The sequence below is a fragment of the Streptomyces aurantiaciflavus genome, assembly GCF_049808595.1.
GTDB lineage: Bacteria > Actinomycetota > Actinomycetes > Streptomycetales > Streptomycetaceae > Streptomyces.
Window position 1 is genome coordinate 204,206 of the sequence record NZ_JBNCAQ010000013.1, and the last position, 22,075, is coordinate 226,280.

The 22,075-nt window shown below is 71.6% G+C and carries 21 protein-coding genes and 1 pseudogene; 9 read left to right on the forward strand and 13 right to left on the reverse strand.

The window, feature by feature from the left end; all coding sequences use genetic code 11:
- Positions 1-279: 279 nt before the first annotated feature.
- The 3 genes from ACPT94_RS18305 to ACPT94_RS18315 all read right to left on the reverse strand — a co-directional run bounded on the left by ACPT94_RS18305 (position 280) and on the right by ACPT94_RS18315 (position 2,928).
- Positions 280-1,113 carry a class II glutamine amidotransferase gene (locus tag ACPT94_RS18305; protein WP_360342162.1) on the reverse strand — a complete coding sequence of 278 codons (834 nt, stop codon included), beginning with the start codon at positions 1,111-1,113 and terminating at the stop codon, positions 280-282.
- Positions 1,114-1,216: 103 nt separating this feature from the next.
- Positions 1,217-1,753, reverse strand: coding sequence for a DUF2269 family protein (locus ACPT94_RS18310; RefSeq protein WP_360342160.1), 537 nt, complete (start codon positions 1,751-1,753; stop codon positions 1,217-1,219).
- A gap of 158 nt (positions 1,754-1,911) precedes the next feature.
- The gene (locus ACPT94_RS18315; protein WP_360342157.1) at positions 1,912-2,928 is read right to left on the reverse strand and encodes an NAD-dependent epimerase/dehydratase family protein; all 1,017 of its coding nucleotides are present in this window, start codon (positions 2,926-2,928) and stop codon (positions 1,912-1,914) included.
- 143 nt (positions 2,929-3,071) lie between these two features.
- On the opposite strand from ACPT94_RS18315, the gene ACPT94_RS18320 reads away from it, so the two are divergent.
- Positions 3,072-3,881, forward strand: a complete 810-nt coding sequence (locus ACPT94_RS18320; protein ID WP_360342154.1) for a PhzF family phenazine biosynthesis protein — start codon at positions 3,072-3,074, stop codon at positions 3,879-3,881.
- Positions 3,882-3,923: 42 nt separating this feature from the next.
- On the opposite strand, the gene ACPT94_RS18325 is transcribed toward ACPT94_RS18320, so the two are convergent.
- The gene (locus tag ACPT94_RS18325) at positions 3,924-4,724 is read right to left on the reverse strand and encodes a CPBP family intramembrane glutamic endopeptidase (RefSeq protein WP_360342151.1); all 801 of its coding nucleotides are present in this window, start codon (positions 4,722-4,724) and stop codon (positions 3,924-3,926) included.
- 186 nt (positions 4,725-4,910) lie between these two features.
- Here ACPT94_RS18325 and ACPT94_RS18330 point away from each other — a divergent pair, with 186 nt between their 5' ends.
- Positions 4,911-6,686 carry a substrate-binding and VWA domain-containing protein gene (locus tag ACPT94_RS18330; RefSeq protein ID WP_425246293.1) on the forward strand — a complete coding sequence of 592 codons (1,776 nt, stop codon included), beginning with the start codon at positions 4,911-4,913 and terminating at the stop codon, positions 6,684-6,686.
- A gap of 48 nt (positions 6,687-6,734) precedes the next feature.
- Here ACPT94_RS18330 and ACPT94_RS18335 read toward each other — a convergent pair whose 3' ends face one another.
- On the reverse strand, positions 6,735-8,261 hold the full coding sequence (locus ACPT94_RS18335; RefSeq protein WP_360342145.1) for a glutamate-cysteine ligase family protein: 1,527 nt from the start codon (positions 8,259-8,261) through the stop codon (positions 6,735-6,737).
- Between the two features lie 565 nt (positions 8,262-8,826).
- On the opposite strand from ACPT94_RS18335, the gene ACPT94_RS18340 reads away from it, so the two are divergent.
- The 3 genes from ACPT94_RS18340 (at position 8,827) to ACPT94_RS18350 (ending at position 11,241) form a co-directional block, all read left to right on the forward strand.
- Positions 8,827-9,417: a hypothetical protein gene (locus ACPT94_RS18340; RefSeq protein ID WP_360342142.1), complete on the forward strand. Its 591-nt coding sequence runs from the start codon at positions 8,827-8,829 to the stop codon at positions 9,415-9,417.
- Between the two features lie 348 nt (positions 9,418-9,765).
- Positions 9,766-9,972 carry a DUF5999 family protein gene (locus tag ACPT94_RS18345; protein WP_360342139.1) on the forward strand — a complete coding sequence of 69 codons (207 nt, stop codon included), beginning with the start codon at positions 9,766-9,768 and terminating at the stop codon, positions 9,970-9,972.
- Positions 9,973-10,191: 219 nt separating this feature from the next.
- Positions 10,192-11,241, forward strand: a complete 1,050-nt coding sequence (locus tag ACPT94_RS18350) for a LacI family DNA-binding transcriptional regulator (protein ID WP_425246294.1) — start codon at positions 10,192-10,194, stop codon at positions 11,239-11,241.
- Between the two features lie 49 nt (positions 11,242-11,290).
- Here the strand turns inward: ACPT94_RS18350 and ACPT94_RS18355 are convergent, their stop codons facing one another.
- The 8 genes and pseudogenes from ACPT94_RS18355 to ACPT94_RS18390 all read right to left on the reverse strand — a co-directional run bounded on the left by ACPT94_RS18355 (position 11,291) and on the right by ACPT94_RS18390 (position 18,371).
- Positions 11,291-12,355 (reverse strand): endo-1,4-beta-xylanase, encoded by a 1,065-nt coding sequence (locus ACPT94_RS18355; protein ID WP_360342133.1) that lies wholly within the window; start codon positions 12,353-12,355, stop codon positions 11,291-11,293.
- A 90-nt stretch (positions 12,356-12,445) separates the two neighbouring features.
- Positions 12,446-13,210, reverse strand: a complete 765-nt coding sequence (locus tag ACPT94_RS18360; protein WP_360342453.1) for a carbohydrate ABC transporter permease — start codon at positions 13,208-13,210, stop codon at positions 12,446-12,448.
- A 62-nt stretch (positions 13,211-13,272) separates the two neighbouring features.
- Positions 13,273-14,271, reverse strand: a complete 999-nt coding sequence (locus tag ACPT94_RS18365) for a carbohydrate ABC transporter permease (protein ID WP_425246295.1) — start codon at positions 14,269-14,271, stop codon at positions 13,273-13,275.
- Positions 14,272-14,277: 6 nt separating this feature from the next.
- A complete protein-coding gene (locus ACPT94_RS18370; RefSeq protein ID WP_425246308.1) occupies positions 14,278-15,570 on the reverse strand; it encodes an extracellular solute-binding protein in 1,293 nt (430 codons plus the stop codon).
- Positions 15,571-15,962: 392 nt separating this feature from the next.
- Positions 15,963-17,822: pseudogene (locus ACPT94_RS18375) on the reverse strand (DUF4118 domain-containing protein); the annotation flags it as partial.
- The gene (locus ACPT94_RS18380) at positions 17,792-17,965 is read right to left on the reverse strand and encodes a hypothetical protein (protein ID WP_360342477.1); all 174 of its coding nucleotides are present in this window, start codon (positions 17,963-17,965) and stop codon (positions 17,792-17,794) included. The gene ACPT94_RS18380 and the pseudogene ACPT94_RS18375, both read right to left, overlap by 31 nt.
- 8 nt (positions 17,966-17,973) lie before the next feature.
- Positions 17,974-18,063, reverse strand: a complete 90-nt coding sequence (gene kdpF, locus ACPT94_RS18385; protein WP_360342127.1) for a K(+)-transporting ATPase subunit F — start codon at positions 18,061-18,063, stop codon at positions 17,974-17,976.
- On the reverse strand, positions 18,060-18,371 hold the full coding sequence (locus ACPT94_RS18390; RefSeq protein WP_425246296.1) for a hypothetical protein: 312 nt from the start codon (positions 18,369-18,371) through the stop codon (positions 18,060-18,062). The genes kdpF and ACPT94_RS18390 overlap by 4 nt, the downstream gene beginning before the upstream one ends.
- A gap of 262 nt (positions 18,372-18,633) precedes the next feature.
- On the opposite strand from ACPT94_RS18390, the gene ACPT94_RS18395 reads away from it, so the two are divergent.
- The 4 genes from ACPT94_RS18395 to ACPT94_RS18410 all read left to right on the forward strand — a co-directional run bounded on the left by ACPT94_RS18395 (position 18,634) and on the right by ACPT94_RS18410 (position 22,054).
- The gene (locus ACPT94_RS18395; RefSeq protein ID WP_360342120.1) at positions 18,634-20,586 is read left to right on the forward strand and encodes an APC family permease; all 1,953 of its coding nucleotides are present in this window, start codon (positions 18,634-18,636) and stop codon (positions 20,584-20,586) included.
- 178 nt (positions 20,587-20,764) lie between these two features.
- On the forward strand, positions 20,765-20,977 hold the full coding sequence (locus tag ACPT94_RS18400; RefSeq protein ID WP_425246297.1) for a hypothetical protein: 213 nt from the start codon (positions 20,765-20,767) through the stop codon (positions 20,975-20,977).
- Between the two features lie 51 nt (positions 20,978-21,028).
- Entirely contained in the window at positions 21,029-21,424 is a 396-nt protein-coding gene (locus ACPT94_RS18405) for a TOBE domain-containing protein (protein WP_425246298.1), read from the forward strand.
- 210 nt (positions 21,425-21,634) lie between these two features.
- Entirely contained in the window at positions 21,635-22,054 is a 420-nt protein-coding gene (locus ACPT94_RS18410; protein ID WP_425246299.1) for a TOBE domain-containing protein, read from the forward strand.
- Positions 22,055-22,075 lie beyond the last annotated feature (21 nt).

Genomic DNA, 22,075 nt, shown 5'->3' on the forward strand with positions numbered 1-22,075 from the left:
CTCGACGAACCAGGACAGGACGGCCGCGTCGGGGTCCGGGCCGACGGGGCAAGGGCCTGTTGCGAAAGTGGCGTCGTCGCCCGAAGGGCGGCCGCGCGCCCGCCGCGGAGCGGCTGATGTCGCCGTCGGTGCGTGCTCTCGGCGTGCCCCCGGAAGCCCTCGAACTGGGCGTACTCGGGCTTTCGGGCGGTGCGGCGAGTGGGGGCACCTCCCATGCCCTTCAGGCAGTGGGGGAGCGTGCCGGGCGTCGCGCGGCAGGCGCCACTTTCGCAACAGGCCCTACGCCGCTCGCGGAACGAAGGGAAGCATCTCGTCCCCGTCGGGCTGCACCACGCCGTAGGTGCTCTCGGGAACCTCGTTCCAGGCGCCCGGCAGATCGCCCACGGGCTCGGACACGACGAGGCGGGTCTCGTCCGAGAGTTCCCGCAGGAACTCCACGTCGGGGTGGAGCTGGCGCAGGGTCTCCACGCGGGTGCTGTAGAAGAGGGAGCGGGAGGACTCCTGGCTGGAGTAGCGGAAGCTCCACAGCCGTTCCCCGTCGGTCACGGCGACCGTCATCTGCAGCGGGAACTCCACACCGTGCCGGTGCCCGGTCCGTTCCACCAGGCCCGCCATCCGCGCGACGGCGCCGGGCGGGTCCTGCTCCAGGCCGAAGGTGAGAGCCAGGAAGAACATCAGCTCCGAGTCCGTCGATCCCTCGATGTGGGGGAAGAGCCGTGGATCGACGGCGAGGGCGAGGTCACGCCGTATCCGGTGGAAGTCGGCGATCGAGCCGTTGTGCATCCACATCCAGCGGCCGTGGCGGAACGGATGGCAGTTGGTCTGCTGCACCGCGGTGCCCGTGGAGGCCCGGATGTGGGCGAAGAACAGGTGCGAGCTGACGTGCCCGGCGATCTCCCGCAGGTTGCGGTCGCTCCAGGCGGGGCCGATGTCCCGGACGATGGCGGGCGTGTCCACCTCCGGCCCGTACCAGCCGACACCGAACCCGTCACCGTTGGTCGTCTCGACCCCCAGCCGGGAGTGCAGGCTCTGATCGATCAGGGAGTGCGTCGGCCGGTACAGAATGGCGTCGAGCAGAACGGGTGTCCCCGAGTAGGCGAGCCAACGGCACATGGTCCACCGCCTTCCGGTCTCGCGCTTGCGGTCTCACGCGGGAGTCCCTCTCAGCATCCCAGCGTTTCCGGGCCGGTGCCCTGCGGGAGGACCTCCGCCCAGGTCAGGCCGTCTGACGGACACGCCCGGCGCCCACCGTTGTGCGGGCGGCCGCGCGCAGGCGACGACCGCGCCGGGTCGGTCCCCAGGGCTTCAGGACGGAGATCACCGTCATGAAGACGTAGGCGGACAGCGAGACGATCGGGCCGAACAGGACGTCGCCGGCGTCGGGCAGCGGGCCGCCCGCGGCGACGGCCGTGACCGCGGAGTTCACCGCGGGGCGCAGCACGAAGACCGTGGCGGTGGTCGTGGCCAGGGTCAGCCAGAACTTGGTGTGGACCCAGTGGTGCCTCGCCAGTCCCCACGGCGTGCCCAGGGACAGCACCAGGCCGCTGAGGAGCGTGAGGAAGGCGACGGGGAGCAGGAGCCAGTCGGCGAAGAGCTTCATGGCGCGGACGGAGGCCTCCACGGTGGCCGCGGACCCGGTGGTGGTCGCGGCGATCCCGAGGCCGAGCAGCCCGAGCGTGAGCCCGAGCCACCCGGCGGAGGCGACTACGTGAACGACCAGCGAGGCCCGGCGTGCCGGACGGTTCAGCTTCATACGCCCACCGTGCCGGGCCGGCGCGGCCGGCACGTCCGACACCGGGAGTAACCCCACGTACTCGACTCGGCGTACGGCGGCGGCAGCGAGGTGCCGGTGGTCGCGGGGGCGGGCGTCACCCCGAGCCGCTCAACCAGGCGTGCGGCGACGGTGGTCGGTCAGGACGTGGCCGACCCGCGCAGATGGGCGCGGTACCACTGCGCCGACCGCGCGAGCCGGCTGAGCGGGCCGGGGCCGGGCGGCTCGTCCGTCAGCTTCCATATGTCGTCGGCGAGATACCAGTGATCGCGGGCGGCCAGCGCGAACTGGCGTTCCGAGGTGCGGCCGGGCGTCGACCGCAGGCGCTCCAGGCAGGCGGGCCACGGCCAGTCCTCGGCCGGGCGGGGTGGCAGGACGCCCAGCGCCGACAGCTCGGCGAGCAGGTCTTTGATGCGTACGGGGTCGGGGTGGGCCACGTGGTACACCCCGGGCGGCACCGGGCGCGGGCCGGTCGCGGCGGCTGTGATCAGGCGGGCGAGGTCGCCGACGTCGACCACGGACAGCAGCGCGCGGCCGCCGTCCCACTCCGCCGGCACCCGCTCGGCCAGTTCGCGCAGGCCGGGCACGACCCAGCGGTCCCCGGCCCCCAGCACGATCCCGGGCCGCAGGACGACGGCACCCGCCTCCCGCGCGTGCGCCTCCCCCGCCAGCCGGGTTCTGCTCACCGCGGAGATCGGCTCGGCGGTGACCTCGTCGACCGCGATGCCCCGGTGCGGGCCGGCGCCGTAGACCGCGGCGGTCGACAGGTGCACCACTCGGGGGACGCCGGCGCGCACGGCCTCCGCCGTCAGCGCACGCGTGCCCTCGACGTTGACCGCCTCGCACCGCCGCTCGTCCGCACCGATGTACGAGGCGAGGTGCACCACCGCCGACGCGCCCTCGCACAGTCCGCGCAGCGCGGCCGGGTCGGTCAGGTCGCCGCGCACCCACTCGACGGGGGCGGCGGACTCGGCCTCGGGGATGCGGCGCACCAGCGCGCGTATGCGCCGCCCCCGGTCCAGCAGCGCGCGGAGCGTGTGCGAGCCGATGAAACCGGTCGCGCCCGTGAGCACGATCGTGCCGCTGTCGTCCCTCGCCGTCGTGCCGTTCAGGGCCGCTTCCTCCGTCCTTCCCGCCGTCCCGCGGTACGGGTCCACTGCCGTACCGCCGTCCACCGTCCCGGGGCGGTGGTCACGCCCCGTCAACGTCCGCGGGAGCGGGGCCGGTTCCCGCGGGACAGGGCCAGCACTCCCGTATTGGCCTTGGTCAGCCCCTTCTCTCACCCCCTACCGTCACCGACATGCGGATTCGAATCGTCGACGCCTTCACCGACCGGCCCTTCGCCGGCAATCCGGCCGGAGTCCTGCTCCTGGACGCCTTCCCGGACGACAACCGGCTCCAGAGCGTGGCCCTGGAGGTCAACCACGCCGAGACGGCGTTCGCCCACCCGTTGCCCCCGGGCGGCGAGGCCGACTGGGCGCTGCGCTGGTTCACCCCCGTCTCCGAGGTCGCCATGTGCGGCCACGCCACCCTCGCCACCGCTCATGTGCTGCACACCACGGGCGCGCACGAGGGCCCGGTGCGGTTCGCCACGCGCAGCGGTGTGCTCGTCGCGACGCCCGCCGAGGACGGCTCGACCACCCTGGACTTCCCCACCGCGCCGCTGACGAGGGTGGACACCCCGGCCGGGGTCGCCGAGGCCCTGGGCGCCGAACCGCTCGCGACGTTCGACACCGGGCCGAACGTGGGCGACCTGCTGATCGAGGTGGCCGACGAGAAGACCGTCCACGCGCTGCGGCCCGACCACAGGGCCCTGGGCCGCTACTCCGCGCGCGGCGTGATCGCCACCGCCCGCGCGGAGAACCCCGAACGGGGCTACGACTTCGTCTCCCGCTGCTTCTTCCCGAACGTCGGCATCGACGAGGACCCGGTCACCGGCAGCGCCCACACCGCGCTGGCCCCCTACTGGTCCGAGCGCCTGGGCCGCCCCGACCTCACCGGCCTCCAGGCCTCACCCCGCTCCGGCCGGGTGCGCACCGGGCTGCGGGGCGAGCGCACCCTGTTGACGGGCCGCGCGGTCACCGTCATCGAGGGCGAACTGCTCGCCTGAGCGGGCACGTCACGCGGACGGACCCGAGGACGGCAGGGTGGCTCATGGTGTGGGGAGCCACCCCACTTTTCCGGCCAGCAGCGCGTACCCCACGAACGCCCCTATGTCCAGCAGTGAATGCGCCACGACCAGGGGACCCACCCGGCCCCAGCGTCGGTAGAGGTGGACGAACACCACGCCCATCACCATGTTGCCGATGAAGCCGCCGATGCCCTGGTACAGGTGGTACGACCCGCGCAGTACGGAACTGGCCACGAGCGCGCCGACCGGCGTCCAGCCCAACTGGCCCAGCCGCCGCAGCAGATAGCCGACGACGATGACCTCTTCGAGGATCGCGTTCTGCAGCGCGGAGAGGATCAGCACGGGGTACTTCCACCACACCTCGGGGAGCGCCTCCGGCACCACCGTGAGGTTGAAGCCGAGACCGCGTGCGGCCAGGTAGAAGGCGATGCCGGAGCTGCCGATGACCGCCGCGATCGCGGCCCCGCGGCCGAGGTCCGGCCAGGGACGGGTGCGGTCGAAGCCGAGCGTGCGCAGGCCCTCCCCCTCGCGCAGCAGGAAGTGCGCGACGAGCGCGACCGGGACCAGGGCCGTGGCGATCCCGAAGAGCTGCCAGGCGAGATCCAGCCAGGGACGGCCCGGCGCGGCCGAGGCGTTGAGGGTCGCGGCCTGGTCCTTCAGGCCCCCCGGTTTCGTGACCGATCCGACAAAGCTGATCAGGGCGGACACACCACTCGCACCGAGCGAAAGCCCCAGAACGAGCAGGGTCTCGTCACGGAAGATCCGTCGCGAGAACCGCTCCCGCGGCAAAGAATCGGCCACCGGCCCCTCCTCCGCCTGCACACCTGCCTCCAGTTGGGTAAAGCCGCCTCATCCCCGTCCGCGCGTCGCTAGGGTCTCGAAAGCAGTTACGAAAAACGTGCGCGACAGGCCGTTGGGGGGACGGACGCCGTACGGGGCGTACCTCCCCTTCGCATGCCGTGCGGCCGGACATCCGGCACGCGGAACGCCAGGGAGGGCACCACCGTCATGGGACGTCACAGCTTGCCCGATGAGTCCGACGCGGGTACCGGCGGCCCCCGTGTTCGCGCACGCCGCCGCACGGTGGCGATCACCACGGCCCTCGTCCTCACCGTCGCCGGTTCCGCCGCGGCGGCCGTGCGCAGCGGCCTGCTCTCCTTCGGCTCCTCCTGCCGCGACGACCCGGTACGGCTGACCGTGGCCGCGTCGCCCGACCTGGCGCCCGCGCTGACGGCCGCGGCGAAGCAGGCCGAGGACACCGGTCTGACCTCCGACGGACAGTGCCTCGCGGTCACCGTCGCCGCGCGCGAGTCGTCCGAGGTCGTGAACACACTCGCCGCGGGCCGGGACCCGGACGCGCAGGTGTGGGTGGCCGACTCCGACCTGTGGATCCAACGGGTCACCGCCGACCGCAAGGCGACCCGGGTGACGCCGATCGGGAACGTGGCCTCCACCCCGATCGGGGTGGCGATGGTTCCCGCCGCCGCGAAGTCGCTGGGCTGGCCGCAGAAGACGTACACCTGGCTGGAGCTGGTCGGTGCGACGCTCCAGGACGACTCGCTGCGGCTCGGCGCGGCCGATCCGGCCCGCAGCGCGACCGGGCTGCTGGCGCTGACGCAGCTCGGCGCGGCCGCGACCGGCGTCAAGGGCGGGGACACCCGGGCCGCGGCGATGATGAAGACGCTGTCGCAACGCACCCGTGACACCGACGCCCAGGTCCTGGCGACACTGCCGCGCGACACCTCGGGCGCCGAGCAGGGCGACGCCGGGCACAACCGGGCGGTCGTGGTCACCGAGCAGGCGGCGTACACGCACAACTCCGCCGCGGACGCCGGTCCCGAGCTGGACCTCTTCTACCCGAAGGACGGCTCGCCCCGGCTCGACTACCCGTACACGCTCGTCGACCGGACGAGGCTGACCACCGACGAGAGCCGGGCGGCGATCCGGTTCCTGACCTATCTGCGCCGCCCCGAGCAGCGGAAGCTGCTGCGGGAGCACGGCTTCCGGACGTCCGAGTACGACGTCCCGAAGGCGGTGGTGGCCGCGGCCGGCGGCAGCAGCCCCCAGCCGTTCGCCGAGCCGCCGGCGCAGAGCGCCTCGGACACGGCCGTCGAGCAGACGCTGGGAGCGTGGACGATCACGGTCCAGAGTGCCCGGCTCACCACGGTGGTGGACACCTCCGCCTCCATGGCGGAGCCGGTACCGGGCGCGAAACGCTCACGCATGGACGTCACCAAGGCCTCCCTCCTGCGGGCCCTCGCCACGTTCACCCCGCAGGACGAGATCGGCCTGTGGCAGTTCTCCACCGAGCTGGACGGCGACAGGGACTACCGCGTCCTCGTCCCGACGGAGCGGCTCGGCGACCGCACGTCCGACGGCCGCACCCAGCGGGAGAGGCTCGCGGCGGCCTTCGGCGACCTGGCGCCCGTACCGAACGGCGCGACCGGCCTGTACGACACGACGCTCGCCGCGTACCGGGCGGCGGTCGCGTCCTACGCGAAGGGCAGGTTCAACGCCCTGGTGATCCTCACCGACGGCGTCAACCAGGACCCGGGCAGCATCTCGCGCACCGCGCTCCTCGCCGAGCTGCAGAAACTCACCACCCCGGAGCGCCCGGTCCCCCTCATCATGATCGCCGTCGGTCCCGGCGCCGACCGCGACGAGGCCGACCGGATCGCCCGGGCGACGGGCGGCTCGGGCCAGTCGGTCAGCGACCCGGCACAGATCCACACGGTGATTCTGAAGGCGATCGTGGCGGCGGGAACACAGGGAGACCAGCGCTGATCGGACAGGGGCCAGGGTGAAAGAGCCGGGACTTTCGGCGGTCCCCGCTCACCCGCTCCAGCCCATGGGGACGGGTTCCGGCAGCCCCACCGGCCAGGTGTGCGCCGGCTCCCCCTGGTGCATCAGCTCGGCATACCGCCGGGTGGTCGCCGCCAGCGCGGCGTCCCGCGGCAGTCCCGCCTCCAGGGCGCGGCGGAAGGTCGCCACCTGCCAGCTCGCCCCGTTGGTCCGCCGACGGCACCGCTCCTCGATGACACCCAGGTACAGGTCCCGGTCCGCCGGCTCCACGCCCCAGGCGTCCAGCCCGGCCTCGGCCAGCGGCAGCAGCTCGTCCCGTACGAGACTCACCGCGTCGACCTCACCGGTGCCGCCGAGCCGGCCGCGCCGCGGCCACTGCAGGCGGGCGTCGATACCGTGACGGCAGGCGGCGTCGAAGTTCGCGGCGGCGGTCTCGAAGGGCATGCGGGTCCACACCGGACGGGAGTCCTCGGCGAGGGCGCGGACGACGCCGTAGTAGAAGGCCGCGTTGGCGACGACGTCGGTCACGGTGGGGCCCGCGGGCAGGACGCGGTTCTCGACGCGCAGGTGGGGGACGCCGTCGGCGATGCCGTAGACGGGGCGGTTCCAGCGGTAGACGGTGCCGTTGTGCAGGACCAGCTCGGCGAGCTTCGGGACGCCGCCGGCCGCCAGGACCTCCAGCGGGTCCTCCTCGTCGCAGATGGGCAGCAGGGCCGGGAAGTAGCGCAGGTTCTCCTCGAAGAGCTCGTACGCGGAGCTGATCCACCGCTCGCCGAACCAGGTCCGCGGTCGCACGCCCTGTGCCTGGAGCTCGGGCGGGCGGGTGTCGGTGGCCTGCTGGAACACCGGGGGGCGGGACTCGCGCCACAGCTCGCGGCCGAAGAGGAAGGGTGAGTTGGCGCCTACGGCGATCTGCGCGGCGGCGACGGCCTGCGCGGCGTTCCACACGTCGGCGAAGCGGGCCGGGGTCACCTGGAGGTGCAGTTGCACGGAGGTGCAGGCCGCCTCCGGGACGATCGACTTCGACGTGCACGACAGACGCTCCACGCCGTCGATCTCGAGGCTGAACTCCTCGCCGCGGGCGGCCACGATCTGATCGTTGAGAAGGGTGTAGCGGTCGACGTCGGAAAGATTGGAGGAGACCAGGTCGTCACGGTCCAGAGTCGGCAGAATACCGATCATCACGATTCCCGCGTCGACCTCTCCGGCCTTTCGGTGGGCATATGCCAGAGACGTGCGGAGTTCCTCCGCGAGCCGGTCGAATACCCGCCCGTCCAATCGGTGTGGGGCAATGTTGACTTCCAGGTTGAACATGGCGAGTTCTGTTTGGAAATCCCGGCTTGCGATCCTCTCCAGCACCTGTCCGTTCAGCATTTTCGGCAGACCGTCGGCACCCGCGAGATTCAGTTCGATCTCCAGCCCCATGAGGTTCCTGGGGCGGTCGAAGCGCTGCTGGTCCAGGAGCCGCTCCAGCCCCGTCAGGCACCGTTGCAGCTTGTCGCGGTAGCGCTGACGATCGGACAGGTCGAACGCGCCCGCCACGACCTTCTCCCCCATCGAAGCGTCCCTCCTCGCATGGGCGGGCCGGCGATCCGCCCGCCGGCTGTCCCGGGGTCAGGTGGGATGATGCCCAGCCCTGTCGATCGATAACGTCCCCCGGCCGGCCCGGCACCCGCTACCCTGACCGGAGATGTCCGGAGGCACATTCACCGGGCAAGCGGCAAAGCGCGGTTTCACGAACTCGGGATCTCGTGAAAAACGCCGACGAGAACAGGCCGACCGCTGCAGCTGCATATCCCGAGGTCATCGCCGCGCGACCAGCTCTGAATCGGGATGATTCACACGTATCGCCGACCGAATGGACTCTTGCCGGGTGCCCCGGAATCAGCTAGACGAAACACAGTCTGAACACGTGTCGTATAAACTTCGCGAACAGGCAGAGAAGGTGGGCGCCCACAGTCGAAGGAGCCTGTCGTCGTCGAGGTGACGGACGGCAGGCCGCTTGTGCACCCCCGATTCCCAGACCCCGGCCCCCGCCTCTTTGACCTCCCCCTGAGAGCTGACAGCGCCGTCCGCCCCCGCCCTCGCGCCACCGTGCCTGTCGAATGAGAGGCGACCCACCATGCCGCTGCATGTCCCCCCGGCTCCCGCGCCCGCCCTGCGCTCCGTCCTCACGGCACTCGGTTCCCCCACCGCGGTCCGCGAGGCGCGGACCCCGTCCCTGCGCACCGCCCAGCAGGAGGCCGTTCCCGAACTCCCGCTGCCCGTGCACGTCCTGGACCGGATCACCCCCGAAGGCGTGTCCGCGACCCGGCTGGCCGGCTGGCGCTTCCTGATCCGCTGCGGCGACCGGGCGGTGGCCGCGGCCGAGACCCGGCTGACCCCCGACGGCTGGGCCTTCTCGCACTTCTTCGAAGGCCCCTACATCGCCTCCACCGAGCGCGCCCTGCGCCAGGCCGAGTCGTCGACGCAGTCGTACCAGGCCCGTCTGCTGTCCGTACCCGGCCTGTACATGCTCACGCTCTGGCTGCACGGCGACTGCGCCTCGGACGGCACCACCGGGCACCCCGCGGCGACCGACCTGCTGGTGCCGCTGGCGCCGGCGCCGCCCGGGATCGCCGCGCACCGCCCGCACCGGGTCGCCGAACTGCTGCCGGTGCTGACCCTCCGGGTCACCCCGGGCCCGGGACCCCTGCTCGGCTCCCCGGCCTGACCCCGGCCCGAGTCGGGCCCGCGCCCCAGTCTCCGTACCCCGTCACCGCGGCCCCGGTGGCGGGGTACGGTGCCGTCACGAGCGGCCTTGTCCGTGAGGACTAGCCCCATCCGGCCAGGCGGAACCATCCGAAGTGACCGTGCAGTTGGGATGAACCGCCCGCGCGAGTGATGCGTCATCAACCTGTGAGAAGCGGTGCGGCGAAATCCCTGCGGATCGACGCCCGTGGGGCAACACTGGGTTCCGACCGACTTATCACAACGGGGGGCGGCCATGAACGACGTTTCACGCCGCGAGACCAGCACAACACACCTTCCACACACCACGACAGAGCGAAAGATCCCTTCCATGTGCCAGCATCAGCCACCGTGTCCGACAGCCGACTCCGCCGACCGGGAATCCGCCCGTCTCGTGGCGCACCACCCGGAGCAGGGCTGGAGCCTGCTGTGCAACGGCGTCCTGCTCTTCGAGGACACCGGTGAGCTCCTGCCGGACGGCCAGATCATCGCGCCGCACCGCCCGCTCGACACCGGCCGGGTCGTCACGGCCGCCTGAGCACCGCCTGCGCAGTCCCCGGCCGGCGCCGACCGACGCCGACCGGTGATCCGAGGGGCCGGGCCGCAGCCGCCGCTGTGCGCCGGCCCCGACGCATGTCCGGGGCCGTTCACTCACCGTGGCCGCACGGTTTCCCGCTCTGTATCTCTTCCCACCAACCCCCGCTTTCCGGAAGACTCCTGGAAGTTTCGACGGGAGCGTCGAAGCGGTGCGACGGAGGTGGGGGAAGTGGCAGTGGACGAGACGGCACCCGTGTCCCGGGGCAAGGTCACCATCACGGACATCGCCCGGCAGGCCGGTGTCTCCGTGCCGACGGTGTCCCGGGTGGTCAACGGCCGTTCCGACGTCTCGCCCGAGACCCGGGCCCGGGTCGAGGACCTGCTGCGCCTGCACGGCTACCGCAAACGCCCCTCCTCCGCCCCGGCCCGCGCCGCTCTGCTCGACCTGGTCTTCAACGATCTCGACAGCCCCTGGGCGGTGGAGATCATCCGCGGCGTCGAGGAGGTCGCCCACGCGGCCGGCGTGGGCACGGTGGTGTCGGCCATCCACGGGCGCTCGGGCGACGCCCGGGAGTGGATGCGCAATCTGCGGGCGCGCGCCTCCGACGGCGTCATCCTCGTCACCTCGGCTCTGGAACCCACCCTGCACGAGCAGTTGCGCATCCTGGGCGTCCCGCTGGTGGTGGTCGACCCGACGGGCTCCCCCGGCTTCGACACCCCGACCATCGGCGCGGCCAACTGGGCGGGCGGCCTCGCCGCCACCGAGCATCTGCTGTCCCTCGGCCACCGGCGGATCGGCCTGATCGCCGGCCCACCGCGGCTGTTGTGCTCCCGCGCCCGCTTCGACGGCTACCGGGCGGCCCTGGAGGCGGCCGGCCTCGGCGTGGACGCGTCCCTGGTCGTCCCCGGCGACTTCCACCCCGAGTCGGGCTTCACCGGCTGCACCGCCCTGCTCGACCTGCCCGAGCCGCCGACCGCGCTGTTCGCGGCCAGCGACCAGATGGCGCTCGGGGCAATCGAGGCGCTGCGCCGGCGCGGACTGCGCGTACCGGAGGACATGAGCGTGGTCGGTTTCGACGACCTCCCCGAAGTCCGCTGGTCGGCACCGCCGTTGACCACCGTCCGCCAGCCCCTCGCCGACATGGGCAAGCTCGCCGTCCGCACGGTCCTCAGTCTGGCTCGCGGCGAACAACCGGACTCCCCGCGGGTGGAGCTGGGCACGGAACTGGTGGTGCGGTCCAGCACCGCACCACCAACTCACCTACGATAAGGACTACTTGAGCTCCGCCCGGGTTCGGTGCCCGATTCCCTGCAGGCGGTCAGCGCTTGACGCTCAGCGCCTCCCGGATCGCGTGGTACGCCGGCTTCGGCGCGAGCTGCTCGTCCCACGGCAGGGCAGCGCCCTCGCCCGGGAAGAACGCCGGGATCCACGAGTACTTGTCGGTGTAGTCCCAGACGGTGACGCCTACACACCGGCGCACCGCGAGGCACGCCTCGGTCATGTCCCGGTACCAGTCGGCCTGCTGGGCCAGCTTCTCCTCGGTGGCGGGCAGCAGCATCCGTACGTCGACCTCGGTGAGGGCGGTGTCCAGGCCGAGGCGGGCGAAGCGGCGGAGGTTGTCCTCCAGGGTCGTCGGATAGCCGTACTGGAGGGCGAGGTGGGCCTGGAGGCCGAAGCCGTGGAGCGGGACGCCCTGGGCCTTCAGCTGCTTGGCGAGGGCGTGGTAGGCGTCGCTCTTGGGGCCGATGGCCTCGACGTTGTAGTCGTTGAGGTAGAGCTTGGCCTTCGGGTCGGCCTGGTGGGCCCAGCGCAGGGCGTCGGCGATGTAGCCGGGGCCGAGCGTCTTGTAGAAGATCGTCTCGCGGTAGGTGCCGTCCTCGTTGAACGCCTCGTTGACGACGTCCCAGGCGTAGACCTTGCCCCGGTAGTGGCGGACCTCGGTCTGGATGTGCTTCTTGAGGACGGCGCGGAGTTCGTCGGCCGTCCACTCCTTGGCCGTGAGCCAGCCGGGCAGCTGGCTGTGCCAGACGAGGGTGTGGGCGCGGACCTTCTGGTGGTTGGCGCGGGCGAGGTTCACGATCTCGTCGCCCTTGGAGAAGTCGAAGACGCCCTGCTGCGGCTCGGTGGCGTACCACTTCATGCCGTTGCCGGGAGTGATCATGTCGAACTCGCGGCCGAGGATCCTGGTGTAGGCGGTGTCGGTGAGCTCGGGGTTGTCGGTGGCGCTGCCGAAGTAGCGGCCGTGGCGCTGGGCCAGGTCGGCGAGCGTGGCCGGCTTCTTCTCGTGCGCCTGGGCGGCCGGGCCGGTGGCGACACCTGCGGCGACCAGGACCGCGGCGAGGACTCCGGCGAGTCTCAGCCGGGTGCGGGACCTGCTGGGCATGTGCGACTCCTCACGATCGGTGATGGGGTCCCCCCGGCTCGAGCGCGGTCGAGAGGTGGGGACGGCGAGCCGTACGTCCGCGGGCGCGCGTCATCCCTTCGTGGCGCCGGCGGTGAGGCCGCCGACGAGCTGGCGCTCGGCGACGGAGTAGAAGGCCAGGGCGGGGACCATGGCGAGGACCAGATAGGCGAAGACACGGGCGTACTCCGCGGAGTACTGGCCCTGGAACTGCTGGACGCCGATGGGGATCGTCCACCACGTGGAGTCGGTGAAGACCAGCAGCGGCAGGAAGAAGTTGTTCCAGCTGCCGACCACGGCGAGGACGGAGACCGTGCCCAGAGCGGGGCGGGCCATGGGCAGCAGGATCCGCCAGAAGAACCCGAGGGGGCCGCACCCGTCGAGGGTGGCCGCCTCCTCCAGTTCCGCCGGGATCTCCCGGAAGAAGCCGCGCAGGATGACGATGGTCATCGGCAGCCCGAAGGCGGCCTGCGGAAGGATCACACCGAGCGGGTTGTCCAGCAGGTCCATCGAGCGCAGCAGCAGGAACAGGGGCAGGGCCGCCACCGCGAAGGGGAACATCAGCCCCATCGTGAACAGGGTGAACAGCGCCTCCCGGCCGCGGAAGGCGAACCGGGCGAAGGAGAACGCGGCGAGCGCGGACACCGCGACCACCACCACCGTCGTCCCGATCGCGATCAGCGTGCTGCTGCCGAGCAGCCGCCAGAAGGCGCCGGAGCCCAGGATGTCGGTGTAGTTCGACGTCACCCACGAGTCGGGCAGGCCGATGGGGTTGCGGGAGAGTTCGTCGGTGGTCTTGAAGCCGGACAGGACGGCGTAGAGGAGAGGGACGACCATCACCGCGCCGACGGCGACGAGGACGACGTGCAGCGGAAGGGTACGGCCGGTCTTGCGGGCGCTCACGAGCCGCCTCCTCGCAGGGTCGTGGTGGCCCCCTCCAGGTCGCGGCGGAGCACGAACCGCTGGTAGGCGAGGGCGAAGACGAGACTGATGGCGAACATGGCCACGCTGATCGCGCTGGCGTAGCCGACCTGGTAGCGCTTGAAGCCGTACTGGAACATGGTCACGGCCATCGTCTCGGAGTGGTGGTCGGGGCCGCCCGCGGTGGTGACCCAGACCAGGTCGAAGAGCTGGATGGAGCCGATGACGGACAGGAAGACGCTGATGCGCAGGGTCGGCGCGAGCAACGGCAGGGTGACATGGCGGAAGCGCTGCCAGGGCCCGGCCCCGTCGATCAGGGCCGCCTCGGTCAACTCGGCCGGGATGGACTGGAGCCCGGCCAGGTAGAGCATCATGTGGAAGCCGAAGTACTTCCACGTCATGACCAGGAAGAGGGTGGCCATGACGGTGGACGGATCGGCGAACCACTGCCCGCCCGCGCCGTCCAGGCCGATCGCGCCCAGGACGTGGTCGGCGAGGCCGTCGTCCGGCGCGAAGATCATGCCGAACAGCACGCCGGTGATCGCCTCGGAGAGGATGTACGGCGCGAAGAACAGCATCCGGTAGACGGCCCGGCCGCGGACGCGCTGGTTGAGCGCGATGGCGAGGGCGAGCGCGAACGGCAGTTGCAGGGCGAGGGACAGCACGACCAGGACCAGGCAGCGCCACAGGTCACCGAGGAAGACGGGGTCCTGGAAGAGCCGGGTGAAGTTGTCGCCGCCGACGTAGTCCTCGGGCATGCCGAAGCCGCCCCAGCGGAAGAACGAGGCGTACAGCGCGAACAGCATCGGCAGCAGCACCAGCACGCCGAACAGCACCAGGGCGGGCGCCTGGAAGCCGACGGCGGTGAGCCAGTGCAGCCTGCGCCGCCGGGCCCGTCCCCGGCCCGCGTCGGCGGCCGGGGACGGGAGGTCGACGCCGGGGCCGCTCCGCTTGTCCGGGAGGAAGGTCGAGGTCATCGCCGGCTACTGCTCTTCCTTCGCGACCTTGCTGATCGACTCGGCGACCTGCTGGGGTGACTTGGAGCCGGCGATGAGGGCGGCCACGCTGTCGTTGACCTCCTGGCCGACGGCGGGGGCGTAGGCCTGGTCCAGGTAGAGCTGGAAGCCGGTGGCCGCCTTCAACTGAGTCTGCACGGCCTTGAGGTTGGGGTCCGTGAGCGCGCTCTCGGCGGCCGGGACCACGGGCAGCACACCGGTCTTCTTGACCAGTTGGGTGTCGGTGGTGGCCGAGGCGAAGAACTTCAGGAAGTCGACGGCCTCCTGCGGGGCGCCCGCGCGCAGGGCGTGTCCGCCGCCTCCGCCGAAGACCTCGGTGAGCGCGCCCTTGCCGCCCTCCACCTCGGGGAACGGGAAGAAGCCGAGGTTCGCGCCGAGGCCCTTGCCGGCGTCGGCCTCCACCACCGGCGCCCACTGGCCCATCAGCTCCATGGCCGCCTTGCCGTTGCCGACGGCGGCGGCCTGGCCGGTGGGGCTGGAGTAGGCGGCGCCGAGGAAGCCCTTCTGGAACGGCTGGAGGTCGACGAGGTTCTGCAGGTGCTGCCCGGCCTGGACGAAGCCCTCGCCGGTGAAGTCCTTGTCGTCGCTGGCCTTCTGGAGGGCGTCGATCCCGGCGGTGCGCATCGCGAGGTAGGCCCAGTAGTACATGCCGGGCCACTTCTCCTTGCCGGCCAGGGCGAGCGGCGTGATGCCCGCCGACTTCAGCTTGCGTACGGCGTCGAGGAAGCCGCTCCAGGTGGTGGGGGGCGCGCTGATGCCGGCCTGCTTGAAGTGGGCCTTGTTGTACCAGAAGCCGATCATGCCGATGTCGAACGGGATGCCGTAGGCCTTGTCGTCGAAGAGGTACGGCTCCCGGGCGACGGGCAGCAGGCCGTCCGCCCACTCCTTGGTCCTGTCGGAGAGGTCCTCGACGAGACCGGCGTCGATCTGCTGCTTCAGGACGCCGCCGCCCCAGGTGTGGAAGATGTCGGGCAGCTTCCCGGAGGCGGTCAGCGCGGTCATCTTCGACTTGTAGGCGTCGTTCTCCAGCTGGACGATCTTGACCTTGACGTTGGGGTTCTGGGCCTCGAACTGCTTGGCCAGGCCGGCCCAGACGTCCTTGGTCGGCTGGGTGGTGGAGATGTTCCACCACTCGATCGTGGTCGTCCCCGACGACCCTCCGTCCGAGTCGCCGCCGCAGGCGCTCAGTGCCGTCATGCTCAGCCCGGCCGCGGCGGAGGCCGCCAGGAAGCCGCGGCGGGACAGTGCCGGGTCGCCCATCATGCGCTCCTTGGGGTACGGGACGGCACACACCCATGTCCGTCCAGGTTTCCGAAACTTTCGGTATGGATCCAGAAAGGTTCGTCGCTGCCGCACCCTAGAGACAGGCTCCGATGGGTGGCAACCCCTTGAACACAGTGAATCCGTCGACCGGTTGACTCACCGGGACGGGCGGCGCCGTCACAGCAGCCCTGGGCCGGCAGCGGATCGCCGTGCGTTGCCGCCGACTCCGGCCGTCCGCCCTCATGCGCGTCAGCCCCTTCCCGGTGGGGACTCCGAAACATTCGACACTGTCGACGAACATTACGGAGCGGACTGTAAGGGGCCGCCCGGAGACGGACAAGGCCGCGTGAGCTCCCCGAACGGTGCGGCCGGCACCGGCGACGCGGCTCCTACGACACGGCCCCGGCCGGAATCTCCGGCTCCCCCGACCGCCGTTCCGGCGCCGGCCGCAGGCTCAGCACCATGGTCAGCCCGCCGCCGGGCGTGTCCTCGGCGGTCAGCGTGCCGCCCAGCGCCTCGGCGAATCCGCGGGCCACCGCGAGGCCCAGCCCGACGCCCGCCCCGCGCGGAGCGTCCCCCAAGCGCTGGAAGGGTTCGAAGATCCGCTCCTTGGCCTCGTCCGGGACGCCCGGCCCGCGGTCGACGACCCGGACCTCCACCCGGTCCGCGACGGCGCCAGCCGACACGAGGACGGGCTCGCCGTCCGGGCTGTACTCGACGGCGTTCTCGACGACGTTGGCGACCACCCGCTCCAGCAGGCCCTTGTCGACGGCGACCACGGGCAGCGTCTCCGGGATGCCCAGCTCCACGCTGTCCTCCGCGACCCCGCCGAGCGCCACCGGCACCACCTCGTCCAGACCGACCTCGCGCACGATCGGCGTGACGGTGCCGGTCTGCAGGCGGGAGATGTCGAGCAGGTTGCCGACCAGGTGGTCGAGCCGGTCCGCGCCGTCCTCGATCGCCGCCAGCAGTTCGGCCTCGTCGTCCTCGGACCACTCGACGTCGTCCGACCGCAGCGAGGACACCGCCGCCTTGATCCCGGCCAGCGGGGTCCGCAGGTCATGGCTGAGCGCGGCCAGCAGCGCGGTCCGGATCCGGTTGCCCTCGGCGAGCGTACGGGCCCGGTCGGCCTCCTCCTGGAGACGCCGGCGGTCCAGGACGACGGCCGACTGGGCGGCGAAGGCGGCGAGGACCCGCCGGTCCTCGGCGGGCAGCGCCCGGCCGGTGAGCGCCAGCGCCATGTGGTCGCCGACCGGCACCTCGACGTCGGCGTCCTCGGGACAGCGCACGGGCGCGGGGCCCACGCTCCCCGCGCAGGTCCACGGCGCGAGGTCGCCCTCCCGCTCCAGCAGTGCCGCCGACGCCATGCCGAAGGTCTCCCGGACTCGCTCCAGCAGGGCCTCCAGGCTGGTCTCGCCGCGCAGCACGTTGCCGGCCAGGTAGGAGAGGATCTCCGACTCGGCCCGCAGCCGGGCGGCCTGATGTGTGCGCCGGGCCGCCAGGTCCACCACCGAGGCCACGGCGACGGCGACACCGACGAAGATCGCGATGGCGACGATGTTCTCCGGGTCGGCGATGGTGAGGGTGTGCACCGGTGGCGTGAAGTACCAGTTGAGCAGCAGCGAGCCGGCCACCGCCGAGGCCAGCGCGGGCAGCAGTCCGCCGAGGAGCGCCGCGGCCACCGTCAGCGACAGGTACAGCAGCATGTCGTTGGCGAGCCCGACACCGGGTGCGAGCCAGGTCAGCAGAAGGGTGAGGAGGACAGGGCCCAGTACGCCGACGAGCCATCCCCCGATGATCCGCGACCGGCCGAGCCTCGCGCCCCGGGCCACGGGCAGGCCGCGCCCCTTGCCCGCCTCGTCGTGGGTGATCAGGTGGACGTCGAGGTCGGGCCCGGACGCCCGGGCGACCGACGCGCCGACGCCGGGTCCGAGGACGTACTGCCAGCCCTTGCGACGCGAGACACCCAGCACGATCTGGGTGGCGTTCACACCGCGCGCGAAGTCCAGCAGGGCGGCCGGTATGTCGTCGCCCACGACATGGTGGAAGGTGCCGCCGAGGTCCTCGACGAGGGTGCGCTGCACGGCGAGTTCCTTCGGCGAGGCCGAGGTCAGGCCGTCGCTGCGCGCTATGTAGACCGCCAGCACCTCGCCACCGGCGCCCTTCTCCGCCAGCCGCGCCGCCCGCCGGATCAGCGTCCGCCCCTCCGGTCCGCCGGTCAGCCCGACGACGATCCGCTCGCGCGACCCCCTTTGTAGATCCACCTCTCGACCCGCCAGTGCCTGTCGGAGGAGTACACCTTGGCCATGTAGGTGCCGAGGGGGGCGTAGGCGAGCGCCAGCGCCGCCGCGAGGGCGAGCAACTGGAGCACGCCGGCGAGTACGGGACCCATCTCCTGTGTCAGAACCTCTCCGGAAAGAGCAGGGCGAGGACGAGACAGCCCAGCAGGGCGACGGCCACGACCAGACCGACGACGTTCTCCGCGGTCATGGCTTCGTCACCCCCTTGGCGACGAGGACCACCAGCGCGAAGACCGCGACCGTGGTGACGACGAAGGCCAGATCGGCCATCGTGAGCTCCTGAAGGTGAGGTTCCTGCGGACAGCGATGCTTAGAGGAAACCTCCTGCGAAGCCGGACGCGACCGCCGTTGACGGCTCCCGTACGCCGCCGCGGCCCCTTTGACGCGACTCTGACGCTCGCGCCGATCACGCCCCGTTCCCTGCGCCGGTACCGGCCCGTACGGGCGTCCGGCCGCGTCGGCCGGTCGCCTTCTGACGGTGGCGACGCCGACGGTCATGACACCGGGTAGCCGACCCCACGACCCCGGCCCACCCACCCTCGTCCGGCCCAGTCGGCGCCGGAAACCCCCGCAACCTCCGTTCTTGACGCTCAGCCCCGTCCGTACGGCCAGTCTTAACGGAAGCTTGACGCCAGGTCCCCCCGTGATCCCTGGGCCCAGGCGTCACTCTCTGCTTACGCTGGTGCGGCCGTCCGCGTGATGGCCGGAAACCTCACGTTCAGCCGCACCGCACGCTGAGCCGCACCTCAGGAGCACGCCGATGGCCACCACCGAGCACCCACCGCCCAGTCGCCTGCGCGCCTGGATGCTGGAGGGTCTGTCCGACATGGGCAAGGGCGGCGGCCACGTGGGCCCGCACGCCGAACCGGAGCCCCCCCACAAGGGCCAGCCCTGGTACCGGGTGATGTGCCTGACCGGTGTCGACTACTTCTCGACCCTCGGCTACCAGCCGGGCATCGCGGCTCTCGCCGCCGGCCTGCTGTCGCCCGTCGCGACCATCGTGCTGGTGATCGTCACCCTGGCCGGCGCGCTGCCGGTCTACCGGCGCGTGGCCGAGGAGAGCCCGCACGGCGAGGGCTCGATCGCCATGCTGGAGCGGCTGCTGTCCTTCTGGCAGGGCAAGCTGTTCGTCCTGACCCTGCTCGGCTTCGCCGCCACCGACTTCCTGATCACCATCACCCTCTCCGCGGCGGACGCCTCGACCCACCTGGTCGAGAACCCGCACCTGAACAGCGCCCTGCACGACAAGCAGCTGCTGATCACCCTCATCCTCGTGGCGCTGCTCGGCGCGGTCTTCCTCAAGGGCTTCCTGGAGGCCATCGGCGTCGCGGTCGCTCTCGTGGCGCTCTACCTGGGCCTCAACGTCGTCGTCGTGGTCGTCGGCCTGTGGCACGTCGTCACCGAGGGGCATGTGATCACCGACTGGTCCAGCGCCCTGACCGCCGAACACGGCAACGTCTTCGTGATGATCGGCGTCGCTCTCATCGTCTTTCCCAAGCTCGCGCTCGGCCTCTCCGGCTTCGAGACCGGCGTCGCCGTCATGCCGCACGTCAAGGGCGACCCGGGCGACACCGAGGAGCGGCCGACCGGCCGGATCCGCGGCACCAAGAAGCTGCTCACCACCGCCGCCCTGATCATGAGCGGCTTCCTGATCACGACCAGCTTCATCACCACTCTCCTGATCCCGGAGAAGGAGTTCGAGGACGGCGGCAGCGCCAACGGCCGTGCGCTGGCCTATCTCGCGCACGAGTACCTGGGCAACGCCTTCGGCACGGTCTACGACGTCTCGACGATCGCCATCCTGTGGTTCGCCGGCGCCTCCGCCATGGCCGGCCTGCTCAACCTGATGCCCCGCTACCTGCCCCGCTACGGCATGGCCCCGCACTGGGCCCGAGCCGTGCGCCCGATGGTCATCGTCTTCACCCTGATCGCCTTCCTGGTGACGTGGATCTTCGACGCCGACGTCGACGCCCAGGGCGGCGCCTACGCCACCGGCGTCCTCGTGCTGATCAGCTCCGCCGCGATCGCCGTGACCATCGCCGCCCGCAAGGCCGGCCAGCGCAACTGGACGATCGCCTTCGCGATCATCTCGGCGGTGTTCCTCTACACGACGGTCGTCAACGTCATCGAACGCCCCGACGGCGTGAAGATCGGCGCCTGCTTCATCGCCGGCATCATCCTCGTCTCCCTGCTCTCCCGCCTGGCCCGCGCCTTCGAGCTCCGCGTGACGAGCGTGACGCTCGACGACATGGCGGAGCGATTCGTCCGGGACATGGCGAGCCGGAAGATCCGGTTCATCGCCAACGAGCCCGACCAGCGCGACAAGGCCGAGTACCGCGACAAGATCGAGCAGATCCGGGAGGACAACGACATCCCCGGCGAGGACTTCGTCTTCGTCGAGGTCACCGTCGGCGACCCCTCGGAGTTCGAGGCCGGCCTGACCGTACGCGGCGAGGTCCTGCACAACCGCTACCGCGTGCTGACCCTGGAGTCCTCCTCCATTCCCAACGCGCTGGCGGCCCTGCTCCTGCACGTCCGCGACTCGACCGGCTGCACCCCGCACATCTACTTCGAGTGGACCGAGGGCAGCCCCTTCGCCAACTTCCTGCGCTTCTTCCTCTTCGGCCAGGGCGAGGTCGCCCCGGTCACCCGGGAGGTCCTGCGCGAGGCGGAACCGGACCGCGCCCGCCGCCCCCGCGTCCACACGGGCTGACGCCCGCGCGGGCACTGGCGGGGGCGGAATCCCGTCGAAGTCCCCTCGTCCCGCGTCAGAAGACCGTCAGCACCGCCCCGCGCCCCGCACGGAGGCCTGCCGTCGGCCCCCGTGCGGCACAGCGAACCACCGACCACGACCGGCGAGGCGACACCGGCGGTCCGAGGCCCGGTCGGCGGTGGCCCGTGCGCTGGCCTTCGGCGCCCCGCCCCTCCTGATCGACCGGGACGCCGAGACCCTCACCCCGGCCCGCACCGTCCTCTGGCTCGTCGGGGTCCGCACCGACACCCTGACCGCCGTACGGCAGCACGCCGAGGTGTCCACCGGGGTCCCCACCCATCTGGGGCTGCGGGACGCCGGGGCGGTGCTCAAGGCCTCCGAACTGCCGTGACGCCGGGGACCGGGCGACACTCCGCGCCCGCGTGCCCCTATCGTGACCCCCATGCAGTCCTACACCATCGGTCAGGCCGCCCGGCTGCTCGGCGTGAGCCCCGACACCGCACGCCGCTGGGCGGACGCGGGCCGGGTGGCGACCCACCGTGACGAGACCGGACGACGCCTCATCGACGGCAAGGACCTCGCCGCGTTCTCGGTCGAACTCGCCGGCTCGGCCGGCGGCGAGGAGGGCGCCTCCTACACCTCGGCCCGCAACGCCTTCCCGGGCATCGTCACCGCGATCAAGCTCGGTGACGTCGCCGCCCAGGTCGAGATCCAGGCCGGCCCGCACCGGCTCGTCTCCCTGCTGACCCGGGAGGCCGTCGAGGATCTCGGTCTGGAGATCGGCATGGAGGCGACGGCCCGCGTGAAGTCGACGAACGTCCACATCGACCGCACCTGAACCCCGTGAAGCGCCTGGGCGACAAGACGGTCCCGTGCCGCACCGCCGCCCGCAGACCCTCGACGCGAGCGCCCCTGTCGTCGACGACCTCGTCCGCGTCACCTGCCACATCTCGACCTGCGTCCGGGCGCCCGGCCCGGGCAACGGCCAAGGCGGCACAGAACCACGCATACCAGACATAAAGACCATAGGGCCCTACGGTTGTCGCTCATGACCTTGAGCATCCGCAACCAACTCCCCGGCACCGTCACCACCGTCACCCCCGGCGAGGTGATGGCCACCGTCGGCATCCGCCTCACCGGCGGCCAGTCCCTCACCGCGGCGATCACCCGGGACGCCGTGACCGAGCTCGGCCTCACCCCGGGCTCCACCGTCCGGGCCCTGGTGAAGTCGACGGAGGTCGCCGTGGCCACCGGTCCGGTCGAGCGTCTGTCGATCCGCAACCGCATCCCAGGAACGGTCACCGACATCGTCACCGGCGGGGCGATGGCCACGGTCAGACTGTCCGTCGACGGCGGCGAGCTGACCGCCGTCGTCACCAGGGACGCCGTCGACGACCTCGCTCTGACGACCGGTTCCCGCGCCGTCGCCCTGATCAAGTCGACCGAGGTCTCCCTGGCGACGGCTTGAGACACCGAGGGCTCCCGCCCG